This window comes from Gardnerella sp. KA01000 (assembly GCF_049244035.1).
GTDB lineage: Bacteria > Actinomycetota > Actinomycetes > Actinomycetales > Bifidobacteriaceae > Bifidobacterium > Bifidobacterium leopoldii.
On the sequence record NZ_CP058367.1, the window covers coordinates 813,400 to 832,324 of the forward strand.

General features: G+C 38.2%; 12 protein-coding genes and 1 tRNA gene. All 13 read right to left on the reverse strand.

The features are described from left to right. Window positions 1-37: 37 nt before the first annotated feature. Complete coding sequence (argH, locus tag HXT58_RS03040) at window positions 38-1,555, reverse strand: argininosuccinate lyase (RefSeq protein ID WP_415688480.1); 1,518 nt, start codon at window positions 1,553-1,555, stop codon at window positions 38-40. Between the two features lie 34 nt (window positions 1,556-1,589). Further along, window positions 1,590-2,804 (reverse strand): argininosuccinate synthase, encoded by a 1,215-nt coding sequence (locus HXT58_RS03045; protein ID WP_116442694.1) that lies wholly within the window; start codon window positions 2,802-2,804, stop codon window positions 1,590-1,592. A 272-nt stretch (window positions 2,805-3,076) separates the two neighbouring features. Further along, window positions 3,077-3,616 carry an arginine repressor gene (locus HXT58_RS03050; RefSeq protein ID WP_032842537.1) on the reverse strand — a complete coding sequence of 180 codons (540 nt, stop codon included), beginning with the start codon at window positions 3,614-3,616 and terminating at the stop codon, window positions 3,077-3,079. A gap of 257 nt (window positions 3,617-3,873) precedes the next feature. Beyond that, complete coding sequence (gene pheT / locus HXT58_RS03055; protein ID WP_116442693.1) at window positions 3,874-6,495, reverse strand: phenylalanine--tRNA ligase subunit beta; 2,622 nt, start codon at window positions 6,493-6,495, stop codon at window positions 3,874-3,876. Window positions 6,496-6,500: 5 nt separating this feature from the next. After that, a complete protein-coding gene (gene pheS, locus HXT58_RS03060) occupies window positions 6,501-7,568 on the reverse strand; it encodes a phenylalanine--tRNA ligase subunit alpha (RefSeq protein ID WP_032842538.1) in 1,068 nt (355 codons plus the stop codon). A gap of 70 nt (window positions 7,569-7,638) precedes the next feature. Continuing rightward, window positions 7,639-8,547 carry a TrmH family RNA methyltransferase gene (locus HXT58_RS03065; protein WP_410294522.1) on the reverse strand — a complete coding sequence of 303 codons (909 nt, stop codon included), beginning with the start codon at window positions 8,545-8,547 and terminating at the stop codon, window positions 7,639-7,641. 116 nt (window positions 8,548-8,663) lie between these two features. Beyond that, window positions 8,664-9,695, reverse strand: a complete 1,032-nt coding sequence (locus HXT58_RS03070; RefSeq protein ID WP_410294523.1) for a cation diffusion facilitator family transporter — start codon at window positions 9,693-9,695, stop codon at window positions 8,664-8,666. Between the two features lie 189 nt (window positions 9,696-9,884). Continuing rightward, window positions 9,885-10,520 carry a zinc ribbon domain-containing protein gene (locus HXT58_RS03075; RefSeq protein ID WP_004119400.1) on the reverse strand — a complete coding sequence of 212 codons (636 nt, stop codon included), beginning with the start codon at window positions 10,518-10,520 and terminating at the stop codon, window positions 9,885-9,887. Window positions 10,521-11,079: 559 nt separating this feature from the next. Next, on the reverse strand, window positions 11,080-13,467 hold the full coding sequence (locus HXT58_RS03080) for an AAA domain-containing protein (RefSeq protein ID WP_415705924.1): 2,388 nt from the start codon (window positions 13,465-13,467) through the stop codon (window positions 11,080-11,082). A gap of 129 nt (window positions 13,468-13,596) precedes the next feature. Next, window positions 13,597-15,882: a DUF4011 domain-containing protein gene (locus HXT58_RS03085; RefSeq protein ID WP_415705922.1), complete on the reverse strand. Its 2,286-nt coding sequence runs from the start codon at window positions 15,880-15,882 to the stop codon at window positions 13,597-13,599. 182 nt (window positions 15,883-16,064) lie between these two features. Then, a complete protein-coding gene (locus HXT58_RS03090) occupies window positions 16,065-16,967 on the reverse strand; it encodes a hypothetical protein (protein WP_064340698.1) in 903 nt (300 codons plus the stop codon). A 147-nt stretch (window positions 16,968-17,114) separates the two neighbouring features. Continuing rightward, window positions 17,115-17,198, reverse strand: a tRNA-Leu gene (locus HXT58_RS03095). A gap of 42 nt (window positions 17,199-17,240) precedes the next feature. Beyond that, window positions 17,241-18,908: a DUF501 domain-containing protein gene (locus HXT58_RS03100; RefSeq protein ID WP_050543376.1), complete on the reverse strand. Its 1,668-nt coding sequence runs from the start codon at window positions 18,906-18,908 to the stop codon at window positions 17,241-17,243. Between the last annotated feature and the right edge of the window lie 17 nt (window positions 18,909-18,925).

Here is an 18,925-nt window from a genome sequence, read left to right on the forward strand (position 1 = left end):
GCACTATAACGTTACAGCTAATAATCTAATTTTAAAATTATTTTATAGACGAAATATAAGCAGAACCATCGCTTTTCGAATTTGCAAATTTATAATAATTATCCATTGCGTTTTCAGCCTCTACAATTTGCTCTTTAACTCGCACGAAGGCTGTACCGCCACGACCGCATCTGGCAGACACAGATCCAGCACTAGTCAATATTGTTCTAATATTCGCAATTTCTTCGCTATCAACAAAACCGCTTAGAATATTTGAAAAATCATCATCGCTTAAATCAGCAAGATCTCCCCCAATTTCCTCAGCTCGCTTTACACACAAACCAGACAAAGTATGAGCATTACGGAATGGAACACCCATTTTTACAAGCCATTCTGCAATATCTGTAGCAAGAGCGAAACCAGTAGAAGACTGTTCATAAAGTCTATTTAGATCAAATTTCATAGTTTCTACCATTCCAGCAAAAGCTGGAAGCATCACTTCTAAAGTGTCAATTTGATCAAAAACAGCTTCTTTATCTTCCTGCAAATCGCGAGCATAAGCAGTAGGAAGACCTTTAAGAGTTGCCATTAAACCAGTTAAATCGCCTATTAATCTACCAGCTTTACCGCGAGCAAGTTCTGCAATATCTGGATTCTTTTTTTGAGGCATAATCGATGAGCCAGTTGAATAAGCATCATCTAAACGAACAAATGCAAATTCTTGAGTATTCCAAATAATAATTTCTTCACTTAATCGTGATATATCAACGCCAACCATTGCTGCAATGAATGAAAATTCTGCAACTAAGTCTCTACTTGCAGTTGCGTCTATAGAATTAGCGCAAACTTTTGAAAAACCAAGCTCTTTAGCTACTTCTTCTGGATTAAGACCAAGAGTATTGCCTGCCAAAGCGCCTGCTCCATAAGGGCTTTCATCTGCACGCAAATCCCAATCTATGAAGCGATTTACATCTCGTAAAAGCGGCCAAACATGTGCCATTAACTGATGCGCAAGCAAAATTGGTTGAGCATGTTGCATATGAGTGCGACCCGGCATCACCGCGTCTTTTGCATTTTTTGATTGATTCAGCAACGCTTGGCAAACTGACAACAATAATGATGCAATAATGCGCGCATGCCTACGCAAAAACATACGTATTAAAGCTGCAATTTGATCATTTCTAGAGCGACCTGCACGAAGCTTTCCGCCAAGCTCATTTCCAGCAATTTCAAGTAAACCGCGCTCTAACGCTGTAGCTTCATCTTCATCTTCCTCAATGGGTGCGAAAGTTCCGTCATCTACATGCTTTTGCAATTCATCTAATGCACAAGATAAATCAGCATACTCTTTTTCGTTAAGAAGACCTGCACGATGCAACGCATGCGCATGAGCTCTAGAACCAGCAATATCATCATCCGCTAATCGCCAATCAAATTGTGTGGACTTGCTTAGTTTCGCTAGCTCTGCTGAAGGACCTGAACTAAATCGTCCACCCCACAATGCAATAGGGTGATTAGTATTATTAGTTTCATTATTTTCTAGTTCTGCGGCTGCTGCTTTTGTTGCATCGTGCATAGTTTATTACCTTTATATCTTTTTATATATCGTATTAGTTGTTGTTTGCAACGCGCATATCTCTTGCTGCTGCAACCTTGCTAGACAATCCGTAGATTTCAATGAATCCATTGGAAGCACGCTGATCAAATGTATCTGAAGAATCATATGTTGCTAAATTAAAGTCATACAATGATTCATCAGAACGGCGTCCAGTAACTACAGCTTTGCCAGCATACATAGTCATTCGAATTTCTCCAGAAACATGCTCTTGAGTTTCATTAATAAATGCGTTAAGAGAACGCACAACTGGAGAGAACCACTGACCATCATAGACAAATTCAGCCCACTTTTTATCAAGAGCACGCTTTAACCTGTGCTGCTCACGCTCCAGGCAGCAATTTTCAAGCTCTTGGTGTGCAACAATTAAAGCTTGAGCACCTGGAACTTCGTACAATTCGCGAGATTTAATTCCTACAAGACGATCTTCAATAATATCGATTCGTCCAATTCCTTGCGCTCCAGCTCTTGCATTCATTTCTTCAATTGCTTGCAAAGGCGTTACGCTATGACCGTCAATTGCGACTGGAATACCTTCTTCAAAAGTAATTGTAACTTCATCCGGTTCTTGAGATTCAAGAGGATTTTGCGTATAAGAGTAGCACTCTTCAGTCGGAGCATTCCATGGATCTTCTAGGAAACCGGTTTCAATTGCACGACCCCACACGTTTTGGTCGATCGAATATGGGCTTTTCTTGCTCTGTTCAATTGGAAGCTTATGCTTGTTAGCGAACTCTATTTCAACATCACGAGTAAGTGACAAGTCTCGAATTGGGCTAATAGCTTTTAATTCTGGATCCAAAGATTGGATTGCAACTTCAAAACGAACCTGATCGTTTCCTTTACCTGTGCAACCGTGCGCAATTGTGTCTGCATCAAATTGATGAGCTGCATTCACTAAGTGTCGAGTAATCAAAGGCCTAGAAAGAGCAGAAACCAATGGATACACGTCTTCATACATTGCGTTAGCTTTTAATGCAAGCATGCAATAGTTATCTGCGAATTCTTCGCGAGCATCGACAACATATGCTTCAACTGCACCACAAGCCAAAGCACGATTTTTAATTACTTCAAGCGCTTCACCGCCCTGACCAACGTTTAGTGACACAGCTACAACGTCTTGACCTGTTTGCTCTTTAAGGTATGGAATTGCTACAGAAGTATCGAGGCCACCTGAATACGCCAAGACAATACGTTTTTTATTAGTCATAGTGACCTCCCAGGTCATGTATTGAATAAATAAACAATAAAGAGCATATTATACATATAAAATAAAATCAACAGATGCGCTAAAAAATTATTATATTTTTATCATCTTTGAAGAGTTATTATAAAATATAAAAAATATATCAATTATAGTTATACATATAAAAACGCGCGCAGCTCAGCAATGCACTGCACGCGTATAAATTCTTTTCGTTACTGCAAATTTTTCTAATATAATATTTATTTAAATAGCCACAATATTTCTTAATAAATTGTTTAACGAGAAGCTACTGAAAGCATCCAATTTGCTCGATTTTCAGCTTCTTCATTTGAAACACAAACCATAATAACAGTATCATCTCCAGCAACTGATCCTAAAATACCTTTCAAAGGCTGACGATCTATAACACTTGCAACGTATTGTGCAGCGCCGGATGGAGTGTGAATAACAACAATATTATTTGCATGCCCAACTTCAGTGACAAGACCTGCTAAAGTGCGAGCAACTTGCTGATCAATTCGCACAGTATCCATAGCATGACGATTGCCAGTACCATCGCCAAGCACATACGCAATCCTGCCATCCGTCAATCGAATTTTAACGGCATTTAACTCATCTAAATCTCGGCTCAAAGTAGCTTGAGTAACATTAAAACCATGACGCGCCAACACTTTAGCGAGTTGAGATTGAGAAGTAATCACTTCTGCCAGTAACGCTTGTTCAATAGCGTTTAAACGCGCTGCTTTTGTTGCAGGACGTTGCTGTTTTATTGACACTTCGTTATTTGATTCTGCATCCGTTTCTGGATTCATCATAGTTTTATCAAAACCTTTCATAAACATATTTTCAATTAAATATATACGAATATGTGTATACATATCTACATGCATAAAAAATTATTTATGTGTTCTTCGTCACACATATCTATTATGCATGAAAACGCTAGATTCTCATTAAAAAATGAATGTTACTTTACATAAAAAGAAAAAAGAGTCAATAATGCAATAAATGCGATTATGCATACTATTATTAGAACGTATGCACAATCGCATTAATTAAAATATATTATATTTTACACTCGCAAAGTTGCGTGCAAGACTTCAGCAGCATCCGTAATCTTCTTACGAACTTCTTCCATCTCTTCGCCAGAAAGCGTTCTATCATTTGCTCGGAACGTTACAGAATAAGCAAGAGAACGCAAGCCTTCTCCAAGCTGTTCACCCTCATACACATCGAACAACTCAACAGATTCAAGCAAATCTCCAGCAGACTTTTCAATAGCAGACTGCAATTCATTCGCCTTCAACTCAATTGGTGCAGTGAAAGCAAAATCTTGCTTTACAGGAGGGAAAGTTGAAATTGGTTTAGCTTGAACAGGCTTCATAAGCATATTCTTAAACAATTCAGTTAGATCAAGCTCGAATGCTGCAGAATGCTTAGGCAAATCTAATGCTTCACAAACATGCGGATGCAATTCGCCAACAACACCGAGATTGACGCTTGAACCATCTTCAGCAAGAACACAAACTTGAGCACTACGACCAGGATGCCAAGAAGATGGAGCATCTTGAGCTTTAAACTGTTCGAGAATGAACTTAACACCAATTCTCTTACCAACTCGCTGGAGTGCTTCAACAGCATCACTCCAATCGACATCTCTATGAGTACCAAGCCAACCAGTTTCTTCAGCATGACCAGTTAGCAAAGCAGCAACATGCAAAGGTTGTTCCGGTAATCCAGCATCCAGCGCAGCAAGTTCAGCATTAGAAGGTCTAACAGAACCAGGTAATGCAGGAATTGCAGGAGCATTTGGATCGCTAAAGTACACATGACCAAGCTCATACATGGAAATATCTGTTAAACCACGATGAAGATTGCGTCGAACAGTGCCAGCCAAAGTCATCAAAACAGAACGACGAAGCCAAGGTCTGTCTCCAGCCAAAGGATTAGCAATACGAACACTTACTTCAGCAACTTCGTCCACATTTTGGCGGAAAGCCTTAATGTCTTCTTCACCAACAAATGGATAACTTAAAGATTCAACAAAACCAGTTTCTGCTAACTCATAAGCAATAGCTCGCCTAGTTTGCTGTTGCGTGGTTAAACCGGTTCGACCAGTAACAGGAACTGCAGGAACCTTAACAGGAATCTCATCATATCCAATAAGTCGAGCGATTTCTTCTACTAGATCGCAAGGCTCATTCAAATCAGGACGCCAAGTTGGAGGAAGAACGGAGAAGGATCCATTGCCACCACCAGCAACAGAGCAACCAATATCGGTAAGAATATCGCTAATGCGATTCAAATCAACTTCCAAACCAGCAACTCGCTGCACTTCATTAGCTTTAAACACAATCACATTTCGCGACTGAGTATTATTAACATCACACGGCGATGTAGATGGCTTAGCTCCACCAAACTGTTCCAAAAGATTCGCAGCCATTTGCGCAGCTGCTGGCTGCAATTGAGTATCAACGCCACGTTCAAAACGACGAGAAGCCTCAGAAGGAATCTTATGTCGTCTAGCAGTGCGAGCAATTGAAACAGGATCAAAGTGAGCTGCCTCAATCAAAATATTTTTCGTTTCACTCGTAACTTCGCCGTACATGCCTCCCATAACACCTGCTAAGCCAAGCACGCGTGAACCGTGGTTTCCATGAGGAGAATCGCAAATAACTAAATCCTCAACATGCAATTCATGATCTTTGCCATCCAAAGTCGTAAGATGTTCGCCCTCATGTGCACGGCGAACTACAATTGGACCTTCAATTTTGTCCAAATCATAAGCATGAAGAGGTTGACCCAAATCAAGCATGACATAATTAGTGATATCAACAGCAAGAGAGATGCTGCGCATACCTGCACGCGTTAAACGACGCTGCATCCAACGTGGGCTTGCACAAGTGGAGTCAAAACCATGTACAGCACGCGCATAATATCGATCACAACCAGGTACACCATGAATTGGATTAGTATCTTCAATGCTCACGTCAATATCTGAAGTCTTGTGACCTTCATCATTAATTTGCGATACCTGCTCATTCAACTTTGAAACAGGATCCGTATAAACAGCACCAGTTGAATGATGATATTCGCGAGCAACACCACGATAAGAGAAAGCATAACCACGATCAGGCGTTATGTTAATCTCCAAAATCGGCTTATTAAGATGCAACAACTCCATTACATCATCGCCAGGCTTCAACTCATCATATTCAGCCTTAGAAAAGCCATATTCACGCAACAAAATAATGCCATTGTGGCTATCTCCCAAACCAAGCTCACGCTCTGAAGCACACATACCGTCAGAAATATGACCGTAAGTCTTGCGCGGCTCAATCTTAAAATCTCCAGGCAGAACAGCACCAGGAAGAGTTACAACAACCTTTTCACCAGCAGCCATATTAGGAGCACCGCAAATAATGCCACGAGGAACTTTTTTACCGTTTTCGTCAACATCGTTGTATTTATCTCCGACATCAACATGGCACCAATTAATAGTTTTGCCATTTTTCTGCGGTTCAGGAGTTGCGTCAACTACGTAACCGACAACAATTGGACCGGTAACTTGAGAAGTGTGAATCTCTTCTTCCTCTAAACCAACACGAACTAAATCTTTAGCAAGCTGTTCGTATGTTAAACCTTCTGGCACTTCAACATGATCTTTAAGCCAGTCAATATCTACCATTGGCATGAGTTTTACTCCCCCATCACAAACTGTTCACTGAAGCGCTTATCGCCTTCAACCAAATCATGCATATCGTTAATGTCATGTCGAAGTAGCAAAGTTCGCTCCAAACCTACTCCGAAAGCAAAACCAGTATAAACTTCTGGATCTAAACCAGCAGATTTAAGGACATTAGGATTCACCATTCCACAGCCACCCCATTCAATCCAGCCTGGGCCGCCCTTTTTATCCGGGAACCAAAGATCCAGCTCAGCACTAGGCTCAGTAAATGGGAAGTAGCTTGGTCGCAAACGGCTCTTTGCATCTGGACCAAACATAGCAACAGCCAAACGATCGAGAACACCCTTTAAATCAGCCATTGTTAAATGCTTATCCACAGCCAAAGCTTCACATTGATGAAAAACTGGAGTATGCGTTGCATCCAGTTCATCAGTGCGGAACACTCTACCAGGAGAAGCAATATACAGAGGAACTCCACGCTCAATTAACGCACGTACTTGGTCAGAAGAAGTTTGCGTGCGCAAAACCATATTTGAACCAACAAAGCCTGCGGCATCCTTAGCTTGATTTCCTTGAACGTAGAAAGTATCTTGCATTTGACGCGCAGGATGATCCGGTCCAAAGTTCAATGCATCGAAATCAAACCATTCAGTTTCAACTTCTGGACCCGCAGAAATCTGCCAACCCATAGACACAAAGAAGTCTTCAAAATCTTCAATAATACGAGCAATAGGATGACGAGCACCTAAAGGCTTACGATTAATTGGAAGAGTCATATCTACAGTCTCTGCAGAAAGCATGTTAGCTTCTTCAACGGCTTTAATTCGCTCTGTAGCTTCTGCAAAAGCTCGACCAAAATCAGCTCGCAAAGTTGACATCACCTTGCCAACTTCCTTCTTTTGATCTGCAGGCAAAGAACCAATTGCTTTGCTTGCAACAGTCATCACTGACTGCGCGCCAGCATACTTAGTTTTAACAGCCTTCAGCTCTTCCATAGTTTGAGCAGCTGTAACGCTAGCAATACCTTCTTTTACTGCTTTAGTTACAGCTTTAATATCGAATGGCTTATTATCGGTCACAGCACCCTTCCTATCTGTGTTATACGTATATTCATTGTTTATATACGATATTGCAAAATATTGCCCAAAGTTATATTTTTCGCTCATGACTCGACATAGCCAAGCCCATAAGCATTACTGCTGCACTTGTTGCAAGGTTCATTGATTCTGCTTTTCCATATATTGGAATTATTGAAATATCGTCAACCTGTTGCAATACTTCTTTAGGTAAGCCTCTAGCTTCATTGCCAAATAAAATAGCCAAAGAACTGCTAATAACCTCGGAATTGACTAAAATTTTTGGAAATGGCACAGGTTTAATCTTGTCAGTTCCGTAAATATCAGCTGCAATAATTCGAATATTTGATTTTGCAGCGCATTCGAACCAGTCTTGAACGCTTAATTGCACTACAGGAAGATGAAATAGTGAACCTGCAGTCGAACGCACAAGCTTAGAATTCCAACGACTTACGCAATCATCAACAAAAACAACAGCATCGCATCCAGCAACATCTGCAACGCGAATAATAGCACCAGCATTGCCAGGATCTCTTACCTGCCAGCAAGCTGCAATACGAAGAGGCTTAAAATCGTTTTTTGATTTTACTTGTGCTGATTGTTGCAAATTTTTAAACTCACTAAAATAGATATCATCTAAAGATTTCGAATTAGCAACCGCAACAATTCCCTGTGAATCAGCACTAATTTTTTGCATAATACTCGGTTCAACAGGATGAACATAACAAGATCGAGATAAAGCTTCTTTAACTATTTCCCGCAAAGAAGAAAATTGTGAACTTTCCTTTTCATTACCTTCACAAGCATCTTTAGTAACATAAATATCACATAACGAATCTGTGGCATAACGTACAGCTTCGCGCACACTTTGCGGACCTTCAACTAAAAAACGCTGCAAATCATGCGACTTTGCGCGACCTAAAGAAACGAGTCTGCGCACGCGCTCACTGTGAGTATTATCAATTAGTTCTTTTAACGGCATAAATATAACTTTACTTCAAAAACGATTACGACACAGGAAATACACATTCACATATTTATGCAAACCTGCCACATTCATTGCAACAAAACTTATAAATAAGCAAAACCTTATAAACTCTATTCATGATGCTCTGAAGCACTGGAAGTTGTATAGCCTTTAGGCTCAAGTTGAAAAGTAGTGTGAGACACAGAAACAGGAAAATGTTCGCGTAAGCAGTCCTGAAGCTGAGAAAGCACATGAGAGCATTGAGACATTGTCATATTAGGATCCACAACGACATGTGCCATAAAAATCGGCATACCAGTAGAGACAGTACTAGCGTGCAAATCATGAACTGCAAGAACATGAGGAACATGCTCTAGATGTTCACGAACTTTGTTTAAATCAAGACCTTCAGGAGTCTGCTCAAGAAGAACCTTAACAGCATTCTTAAGAAGCTTTAGCGCACGTGGAATCATAAGAAGCGCAATAATACCGCCAGCTAAAGCATCAAAACCTGCCCAACCTGTGCTCATCATTACAATAGCTGAAACTACGACTGCAACAGATCCAAGAGCATCGTTCATAACCTCAAGAAAAGCAGCACGCATATTCATATTGTCTTGCGATTGAGACATAAGAATTACAAGAGAGCCTAAATTCGCAGCTAAGCCAAGAATACCAAAGAATAGAAGCTGATTTACATCATGAATGCCTTGATGACCACTACCAAAAAGACGCATTCCAGCTTCAACAAGAGCATACACTCCTACAAGCAGTAAAATAAGAGCTCCCGCAGCAGCTGTAATAACCTCAAGACGCGCCCAGCCCCACGTACGCTTACTATTTGGACGACGACGCATAAGAATTGCAGTAACTGTTGAAGCTGCAAGAACTGAAATGTCTGTAAGCATATGACCTGCGTCTATAAGCAGCGACAAAGAATTAGTTAGAAAAGAACCAATTACCTCAGCAAAAAACACAGTTGCAGTAAGAGAAAGCGTAAGAAGCAAACGATGCTGATGTGCATGACTTGCGTGAATTGCGGCTGCTTGGGAAGCTGCGTTGGCGTTATTGTAATGAGTATCGAAAGAGTTGACATTTGCATTCACACTGCTTGAGCGTGAACCAGTGCCGTTAGTTTGAATTACATCGTTATGATTATGCACTTTCCAGCCTCCTAAAATATTAAAATATTTGGGCGATATCGTTTCTCAATATCATTCGCATTTTGCCGTATACGCAATGAACCCCAGCCTAAGCCGGGGTTCACTATTATCAATTACTTTGTCTATGACTATGTAATCACAAGCTGTCAACATGCATAAACATTGTACAAAACATGTTACAAAGTAATGCTATTTCTCTGCTTTTAGCACTCTTTCACACAGGTAGTACAATACAGAGGATCCAAGCAAAGCAAGTGCAGAGAGAATGAATAAGTAGAAACCAATGCCATAACTTACAGATCCAAGCATCGAGAATCCGCCAAACTGCGATTTGAGGGAAGATATCTTGCCATTAATATGGAAAAACTCAAAAATCATAAATACGGCAGCAACACCGCCAACAATCATCATTATTTTTGACTTATTCATAAAAGCAAAAACTAAAGCAACAATAGCAATAATTATATAGAAAATTCCATCGCCAGGAGTGTTATTATTGTTTACAAAATTAAACGACTTGGAGAGACCAAAGCAATTTACAGTGATAAGTGGCAAGAATGGAGCAATAATTGCAACAACAGAAGCTGCCATATAAGCAATCAAGGAGTACTTATGTAAAAGCTCAGGATCTGAATCTTCAATTACTGAATCTATTGTCTCATTAAAATTCTTAAAGCCATCTTTAACAGAATTTAAAGTATCGTTTGCTGGCTGCTGAGTATTTTGAACAGTCTGCTGCACATTTGGGTTTCCTAAGCGATTTCCGCAATTAGCACATACTTGACTATTTGCGTCGTTCTCTTTACCGCAAAAATTACAAAGCATAATTCACCTTCTACTTCAGTTGTTAAGCAATACAACTATTGCATTGCAAATTCGCAACAATTATAACAATCGAACTGACTATAAGACAAATACGGGATTGTCAATCGCAAATATGCTAAGTAAAGTGCAAATGTGGGTTATAGGCCAAAAAGTGTGTTTAAAAACTAAGTTTTGTTGAAATATCGATGGAAACTTGCTGCAGTTAAGTTAAAAAGCTCAGCATTCATCTTTAATTAACTTTTCGTAAAACATGCTCTAACGAATATCATGCACGCACAATATCTTAAAAACATATCTCATTTAAATAATGGTTATACTTATAACCTTAAAGAACATTGTCAACTAACACAAATAAAGACAAAGCCAACTTTACACTCAGAAAATATTTGAAGACTGTTCGTTATCATTAAACCCATTGCTCACCAATTCTCTTTACAAACTAAACGTCACACAAAACTCGTAAAACAGTAATGTTACTGTCAATTACTTGTTAGGCTCTCACTGCCAATTTTAGAAAACTAATATGGCTTCGTAATGTGCTTATGAAATATTTCATCAATTAGCTCAAGCTTATTTGACCATCATTTTCAACGATTTTGCAAGATTTAATCAATGCGAATAAAGCATTATCTAAAGCTTCAGTATCGTGTTTTCCTATTCTCTTTTTTCCATATAGTTCGACCATAAATTTATATAAACCATCTTTTGTTACCTTAACATTTTTACTAACAATCTCAAGCATTCCTTCACCAATCTCTTCAGGTGAAATCTGACTAAAATCACGAACAATATCGCCAGGTAATCTGAAAACAATAGGTTTATTTTCTAAATACATAAAGCCATTCTTACGAATAATACCGAAATATTCGCATCCTCGCATTTTTATATCAAAACTTTTTTGCACGACTGAAGTAACTTTCTCACGTTGAAAATACCAAACAATCCTCTGCAAAAGAAGGTTTTCCGAAAGAGGAGCTTCAATTTCTAGAATATCCTTAACAATTTCTTTAAAACCTATATTTTTGTGCTTGGCAAAAATATTTTTGCAATCAGCCATCTTGTATTTTTCAAAAGAAAAATGATTAGTATCAACTGGTTGTGTAATATTATTGAGATTTGCTGAAGATTTTTCTTCTAAACTACTCATATTTTCCATATATTCATGATGAGGATCTGCATGAGTTACATGCTTACCATGAACGGAATCAAGTAAATCAACTGAATTATTATCCGAAGAAACTATACGTTTATCAGGCAAAGATGCACTACTATCCGAAGAATCTTCTTCATGAATGCATTTCATTTTTACAGCTTCGTTAGCAGCAGCCAAAAGCTTCTCTTGCTCAACTATCCTGTTCTTAAACCACTCAGTCGACCAAATTCTATAGAATTTCCAACCCATATTTTCCAAAATAGTCTGTCGAAGCCTATCGCGATCACGAGCATTCTTGGACGAATGATATGTAGCACCATCACATTCAATCGCCAAAACATAGTCGGAACTATTGCGCATCTTTAATCCAAGATCAATCCTGAATCCAGAGCATCCTACCTGCGTGTCTACAGAGAACCCATGATTTCGCAAGAATTCACAGACTTCATATTCAAAGTCTGAATCAAACTGATCCATACTTCCAACACTTTCACTGCGCTGTAAAGCAATCTCACCATTTTCTGCAAAATCAAGATACTCCCTCAGAAGTCTGACACCTTCTGATTCAGTACGGCTTAGATCTATATCCATCGCATGCATGGAAGAAACAACTTGAATATTATATTTTGCTCTTGTAACAGCAACATTCAAGCGTCTTTCGCCACCTTCTTTATTTAAAGGTCCAAAATTAAGCGAAAGTATACCTTTAGAATCATGACCATAGCCAATGCTGAATATGATAGTGTCGCGCTCATCTCCTTGGACAGTTTCAAGATTCTTTATGAAGAACGCATCCTCTTTGTTCTCATCAAAGAAAAACTCTCTTTCTGGAGTAGATTGACGCCTCCTGAACAACAATTTGTCAATAAGATTTTGCTGACTTTGACTAAATGCAATAACGCCCAAACTTCTATTAGGGTATTTATCAATGTTCTTATAAATCAAATCAACAACATACTCAGCTTCTTTTCTATTGTTATGAGAAGAACGATCAAATTCGCCATTTGCATAGTAATAATCAATACCTAAACCTTCAGAATCAGACTGAGCAGATGGGAAACTTATAAGCTTGTTATCATAAAAATTCTTATTAGAAAAAGCAATAAGTTGTTCACAGCGACTACGATAATGCCAGCTCAATCTGACCTGCGGCAAAACAACAGAAGCTAAATCTAATATAGAATCAAAGCTTCTTACATCATCATCTTCGTCATCATCTTCACCATTATTTATAACAGTAGTAAAGAAATTAGTAGGTGGCATTTGCTTAGAATCGCCAACAATAATAGCTTGCTTCGCGCGACTTATTGCGCAAATAGCATCCCATGGAAACATCTGCGAAGCTTCATCGAATATTACAATATCGAATTGCATAGAATCATAGTCAAGATACGTACTCACACTTAAAGGTGACATCATAAAACATGGCTTAACTTTCTGAACAAGCTCTCCAGCTTCTTTAATAAGTTCGCGTATATTCTTTTTGCTTCTTGATTTCTGATTTTCACGCTGTAGCATGATTAGAGGACTTCCATATGAAGCGCAATTAGACTCAGGGCATGCAGATGAAAGCTTCTCACGTAATTTTATTTGGTTTATTTTAAACTGCTCAATATCTTTTTCTGCAAATTCTTTCACTGCTCTATCTTGAGAAAGCCTACTAAATTGCAACAAAGAACTATTCTGTCTAATAATCAAATCAATCCACTGCAAATAGAACTGCTTCTTAAAGGTTCCAACAATGCTATCTTTATTAACATTATTCTTTATAATATCGTTAATAAACTTAAGCATTCCAAATTTCTTAATTTTATTAAGTAATTCTCTAAATCCACACCATTGACGCAATTGATTAAATGTTGAAAGACAATCGTTCAGTTTAGATTGAGCATCATCGAGCGTAATAGACTGAAAATCAACAATTTACTTGTCGAAATTATCGAAAATATAATCGAAATTTTGAACATTACTTTCATTTAGTATATTGGCAATTTGATTAGAATATTCAATGAATGCTTTGCTATCAGATAAAAAGTTAGAATACTTTTCTAACGGTTCAAATGAGTACTCATTAGAAAGAATATCTTTAAGCATATTCATTTGTTCGCTTACATAATCCCAGTTAGTTTCAATGCCGTTATACGCTGATCCAAACATTGATTTAACAGAAGCTTCAATAGAAGAATATTCACTAACTGCTTTCTGATAATTCGATAGAGTTTCCATTAGAAGCACTAGCTCATCGTATTTAGGCTTCTTTCCAACTTTTTTACATAGTCGTACATTAGAAACAATTTTTTTATAATCAGAGTTAAAAATTCTAGATATTGCACTCTTAAAATGTTTCAAATCATTGCAATTTTTTAAACCATCTAACTTATAAATGTCATCATTGTAATCAGACATCTTTTGCAACGAAATATGCATCTCATCACTTAGTGCCTTCAATTTTTGCAAAGAATCGTAGGCAATATTAAAATTCCGCTTATTTAAAAGAGCAGGAGTTATTAATGACGATTGACCGGCGAATTTAAAGAAATAACCCCAAAAAACAGAATCCTTCAAACTTTTACAGCTAATGTTATATCTTTCAGATATAACACCTGTTACAGTAATCAATTCTCGCAGAACGTCAACTGAAGAAGAAAGAGTATTTTTTATTCGCATCTCTTCTTGCAAAGAAATGTTCTGATTTATATATCCGCACCAAGGGTTATCACGATAGTCATACCCTATAGTAGGAAGATAATCCACATATTCTGTTAAAAGATTAGTAGCAGTATCTAAATAATCTGTTCCTAATTGTGATATATCTTGAACATCACATATGATATCAGAATCTTCATCAAATTTTGCAAGACGCTCATATAAATCATACAAGCTCTTATTAATTACAGGATTTACTTTGTGAAGATTGTAGTCATAAGAATCCAATTTCTCTTTTGCTTTTACTTTAACATTTATTTCCTCATCAACTTTTAGTTGATTAATTTCATTCTTTTGAATATCGAAGTTATTACATATATCTTTAATAACATCTTTCTTATTGGCTTTATTTGAATGAAGTTGAAGGCAGAAGTCAGCAATACCTACCTGCTGCATTTTGTTATATACGACTTTTAATGCAGCAAGTTTTTCTGAAACGAATAGTACTTTTTTACCATCATTAAGACATTCAGCGATGATATTTGTTATTGTTTGACTTTTACCAGTTCCTGGAGGGCCTTGCAAAACAAAGCTTTTACCAGATTTAGCCATTTCTATAGCATCAATTTGGCTAGAATCAGCGTCAACGACATTGCATAAATCAATTATTGAATCCTTCCCAACCTCAGACCCATCTATATCTTCATCAGATTCATCATAAGAATCTGTAGAACCGCCTAAAAGCTTATTGACAATTAAATTATTAAGAATCTTATCTTTATTATTCTTAAGATCCATATACATATTTATTTTTGCGAAAGAAAAAAGTCCGATTTTACATTCTTTGCTTATTTCCCAACCTAATTTAGAAACTAAATCTTGAACACTTTCAAAATATTCTTCTAGAGTTGTTCCATTTTTATATTCCGGAAGAGTTATGCCATACTCGTTATTGAGTTTGAGCGAAAATGTTTCATTTATGAGAATTTCATCATCAAGTACAGATATTATGTACGGATCAGTAAGAGATTTATTTGTTATCTGTATAGGAATTAAAAGTATAGGAGCATAACGAACGGTATCAGCGTAATTAGTATCTTTCCAATGAATAAATCCAAATGCTATATACGCAACATTTATACCGGTTTCTTTCATAATTTCATTGGAAGTTTTCATAATCTTTCTTGCAGCAGCTACAGGCTTACCGAAAGTGCTATATGCAAGAACTTGTGAGGAATTTATCTTATTAGAAAATATATTAAGAAAATCGTTTTTGTTATAAATACGTTTATTTCTTTTACTATCTAAGCCTGTATTTTGTACAGAAGAGTCGTCATTACTATTATCAGCGTCAAAAATCTGCGGAGGATTAAATATTTCAAAAGGCTCTGGATTAGCTGAAGAGAACTTTTGGAAAATCTCTTTGGCACTTGGCTTCAATATTTCTATAGACAATTTACGATCTTTAAAACTTACAAGATTATTCCGCTTGCCAGTATCCAATAATTGTTCTGCCCACTTATCTATACGCTTAGATAACTCAACTAATTGTTCGGCACCCATTACTCTTTACCTCACAAGCGATTCTAATAATAAATTCAATTAGAATAATTCTAACTCTAAATACTTTCTTTTTATCTGTAAAAGCAGAGTCTAAGAAAAAAAATAATATATAAATAACCTTGATGGACAGTAGCAACTACTACTGTCCATCAATAGATAATTTAAAAAATAACTTGTAAAAACTATCCTCTTCTCCAACGAGGTCTATCACCGTCACGGCTTATACATACCATTGGAGTTCCTTTAGTTGTTACACCAGTAGCACCTTCTTGTGAGCAGAAAGATCCAGGATGCACATAATTTTGAGATACCTGACCTTGATTAGTCTGAGGTTGCTGCTGAGGCTGCTGCTGAGGCTGTGGATTAACGTTATTTGTAGGCTGCTTCCTTACGGTAGCTGGAAGACGCTTTTTCTGAGATTCTTTACGAGCCTCTTCATCTTCCTTGTTTTTTGCCTCAATACTTTCATTAACAGCTTTTACAGCATCAGGAATTGCATCAATATCGTTGTTGTTTATTGCTTCATTAAGATTATCAATAACTTTAGGATCTTTAACTTTACCTACTGCATCATCCGCAATTTTTTTCGCTTCACTGAGAACATGCTTTCTATATGAAACCTGAACATCATCGGAAGCTTGTTGCAATTGTTTTGTTTTATCTTTATAGTTTTCTAAACGATTATTAAGTTCCTTATTTGAGTTTTTAATATCATTAGCATTATCTGCTAAGCATGAAATTGTAGAAAAATCTTCATTCTTAACTTCATCAAATAGAGAATTTAAGTTATCAAGCACTGAAGAATCTTCTACATCCTCAGCGGAAATTTGACTAGTTTTATTTTTTGCATCATTTACAGCATCTTTTAGAGACTTACTCGCAGCATTCACTTTAACTTTCAAATTCTCACAAGTTTTCTGTAATGATTTAAATTCTGCATTTGAATCCGCACATCCACTAAAACAAACCATAGAAAAAGAAATTAGTACTATGAATGCAAGTGAGCTTAAGCGACGAAACTTTCTATATTTAGGATGAAGAACATTACTGCACTTCCCTAGTGCACAATTATTATCACGAATCATTATAAATCCTAGTAAATATCAATGTATTATATGAATTTGCGCTAACAAATCACAGTGGGATTTTAACACAACCCAAGCATAGACTACCCAAAAAACTCAGAAAGCAAAAAGCGCCACACAGCTAAAAACTGTGCAGCGCCTCGTTTGTGCCTCCGGTGGGACTCGGACCCACAAGCCCGTAAGGGCGTCAGATTTTAAGTCTGATGCGTATGCCAATTCCGCCACAGAGGCAGCAATCAATTATTATGCCATACATCTAAGCAAAGAACAAGCTCAGCGTGTGGCGAGTAACTTTCTTCCCAAATCAATCGTGATTCCGTCAAGCAAACCATGCTCACTTGCAACAAACGTATCCAAAACCCCACCGTGATCCTCATACGCAGCTTTTGCTAATCTCTCCAACACTCGGCTCCAAATCACTGCTCCACCGCCAACAACATCCACACGCCCTGGGTGAATCGTCGCATACGTGCGCCTGCAGTCCTTAGGCATACGCAAAAATCGATTATTAACAGCATAAGCCTGCTCTAATCCAATACGCACACCATCGACAGCAGTATGATCATAATGCTGCAATCCCATAGTCAAAGCAGCCATAGTTGTCACAGTTCCAGAAACGCCAATAATAGTGCGAGCTCGTCCTGCAGGAACAACTTTGAAAGCATCATCAATATGCTTGTCAATATCTTCAATCGCAGCTTGAATTTCCTCTTCAGTCGGAGGATCAGTATGCAAATGCCTTTCCGTCATTCTAACGGAACCAACATTCATGGAGTATGCTGCAGAAACCTTGTGCGCTGGCAAGCAGTCACCATCCCCTCCAAGCACTAACTCAGTAGAGCCTCCACCTAAATCAACTACGAGATACGGTGGCTGCAACTCATCGCGAGACACAACGCTTGTTGCTCCAAGGAAGCTAAGAGCCGCTTCTTCGGTACCACTAATAACTTCAGGGCGAACACCAAGCTCATCAACCATCATTTGTTCAAAAATCTCACGATTTTCAGCATCTCGTGTAGCTGAGGTTGCCACAAAACGAATCGCATCAACTGGATGTTCTTTCAAAACTTGCGCAAATTCGTGCGCAGCCTCCCTCACTCGCTTCAAAGCGTCATCTGCGAAACGATGAGTTTCGTCAATTCCCTGACCGAGTCTAACGACGCGAAGCATACGAGGAACAATATCTTTCATTCCATGCTCAGAAACTTGCGCAATTTTTAGTCGAATAGAATTTGTACCGCAGTCAATTGCAGCAACCTGTACTGTTTTTTCTGCGCAAGTAGTCGTTTCACTTTTTACAGCTTCACCCTCTGCAGTTTTAGCCGTTTCGTCTTCCACAACAACTTCCGTTTCAGTAGCATATGCATCATCGCTCCACGGAGTAGTACAACGGCACACGTTAGGATCAAACTCATCTTTAATGCGCTCTAACACCATGTCACCAATCGGATTTACACCTTTGCCCATTACCAATGTTTGCGCAAGCAAAGCATGCAAGCATTTAACACGAACTGGCATTCCACCAGCGCTCATCTGACTAATATGCTCCTCACTATCCCCCAAAGACACAGCTAATTCATGACGGAATTCCAAATAATACTTATGTGCACGCTCATATTGTTTCTTTAGATCTTCGTCCGATTGTAATAGCTCGTTATATTCTCGCATAATACCGTCTGCTTCTACGCGAGACACCGCTTTTACAGCTTCAGGACTGGTAAGGTAGCATGTAGTTGGGAATGGAGTGCCATCTTCTAAGCACGGTCTAGTAATAACAGCAAGAGGCCTACCACAAACGCAACGCGCACCAACGGCTACCATTCCTCTAGGGAATCTTCCAAGTTGCTTTTCAACAATTGCACGCTCAGCATCACTCGCAGGTGTAGTAAATAAAGGTTTTACAGCTTCTTTTGGAATATAATTCTTATTACTGTTCTGCATTTTATCTGAACTTTCTT

Excerpts from the sequence above, each read along its gene's own strand:
- argH (WP_415688480.1), bottom strand. The coding sequence starts at position 1,555 with ATGCACGATGCAACAAAAGCAGCAGCCGCAGAACTAGAAAATAATGAA.
- HXT58_RS03045 (WP_116442694.1), bottom strand. The coding sequence starts at position 2,804 with ATGACTAATAAAAAACGTATTGTCTTGGCGTATTCAGGTGGCCTCGAT.
- HXT58_RS03050 (WP_032842537.1), bottom strand. The coding sequence starts at position 3,616 with ATGATGAATCCAGAAACGGATGCAGAATCAAATAACGAAGTGTCAATA.
- pheT (WP_116442693.1), bottom strand. The coding sequence starts at position 6,495 with ATGCCAATGGTAGATATTGACTGGCTTAAAGATCATGTTGAAGTGCCA.
- HXT58_RS03065 (WP_410294522.1), bottom strand. The coding sequence starts at position 8,547 with ATGCCGTTAAAAGAACTAATTGATAATACTCACAGTGAGCGCGTGCGC.
- HXT58_RS03075 (WP_004119400.1), bottom strand. The coding sequence starts at position 10,520 with ATGCTTTGTAATTTTTGCGGTAAAGAGAACGACGCAAATAGTCAAGTA.
- HXT58_RS03080 (WP_415705924.1), bottom strand. The coding sequence starts at position 13,467 with ATGCTTAAGTTTATTAACGATATTATAAAGAATAATGTTAATAAAGAT.
- HXT58_RS03085 (WP_415705922.1), bottom strand. The coding sequence starts at position 15,882 with ATGGGTGCCGAACAATTAGTTGAGTTATCTAAGCGTATAGATAAGTGG.
- HXT58_RS03090 (WP_064340698.1), bottom strand. The coding sequence starts at position 16,967 with ATGATTCGTGATAATAATTGTGCACTAGGGAAGTGCAGTAATGTTCTT.
- HXT58_RS03100 (WP_050543376.1), bottom strand. The coding sequence starts at position 18,908 with ATGCAGAACAGTAATAAGAATTATATTCCAAAAGAAGCTGTAAAACCT.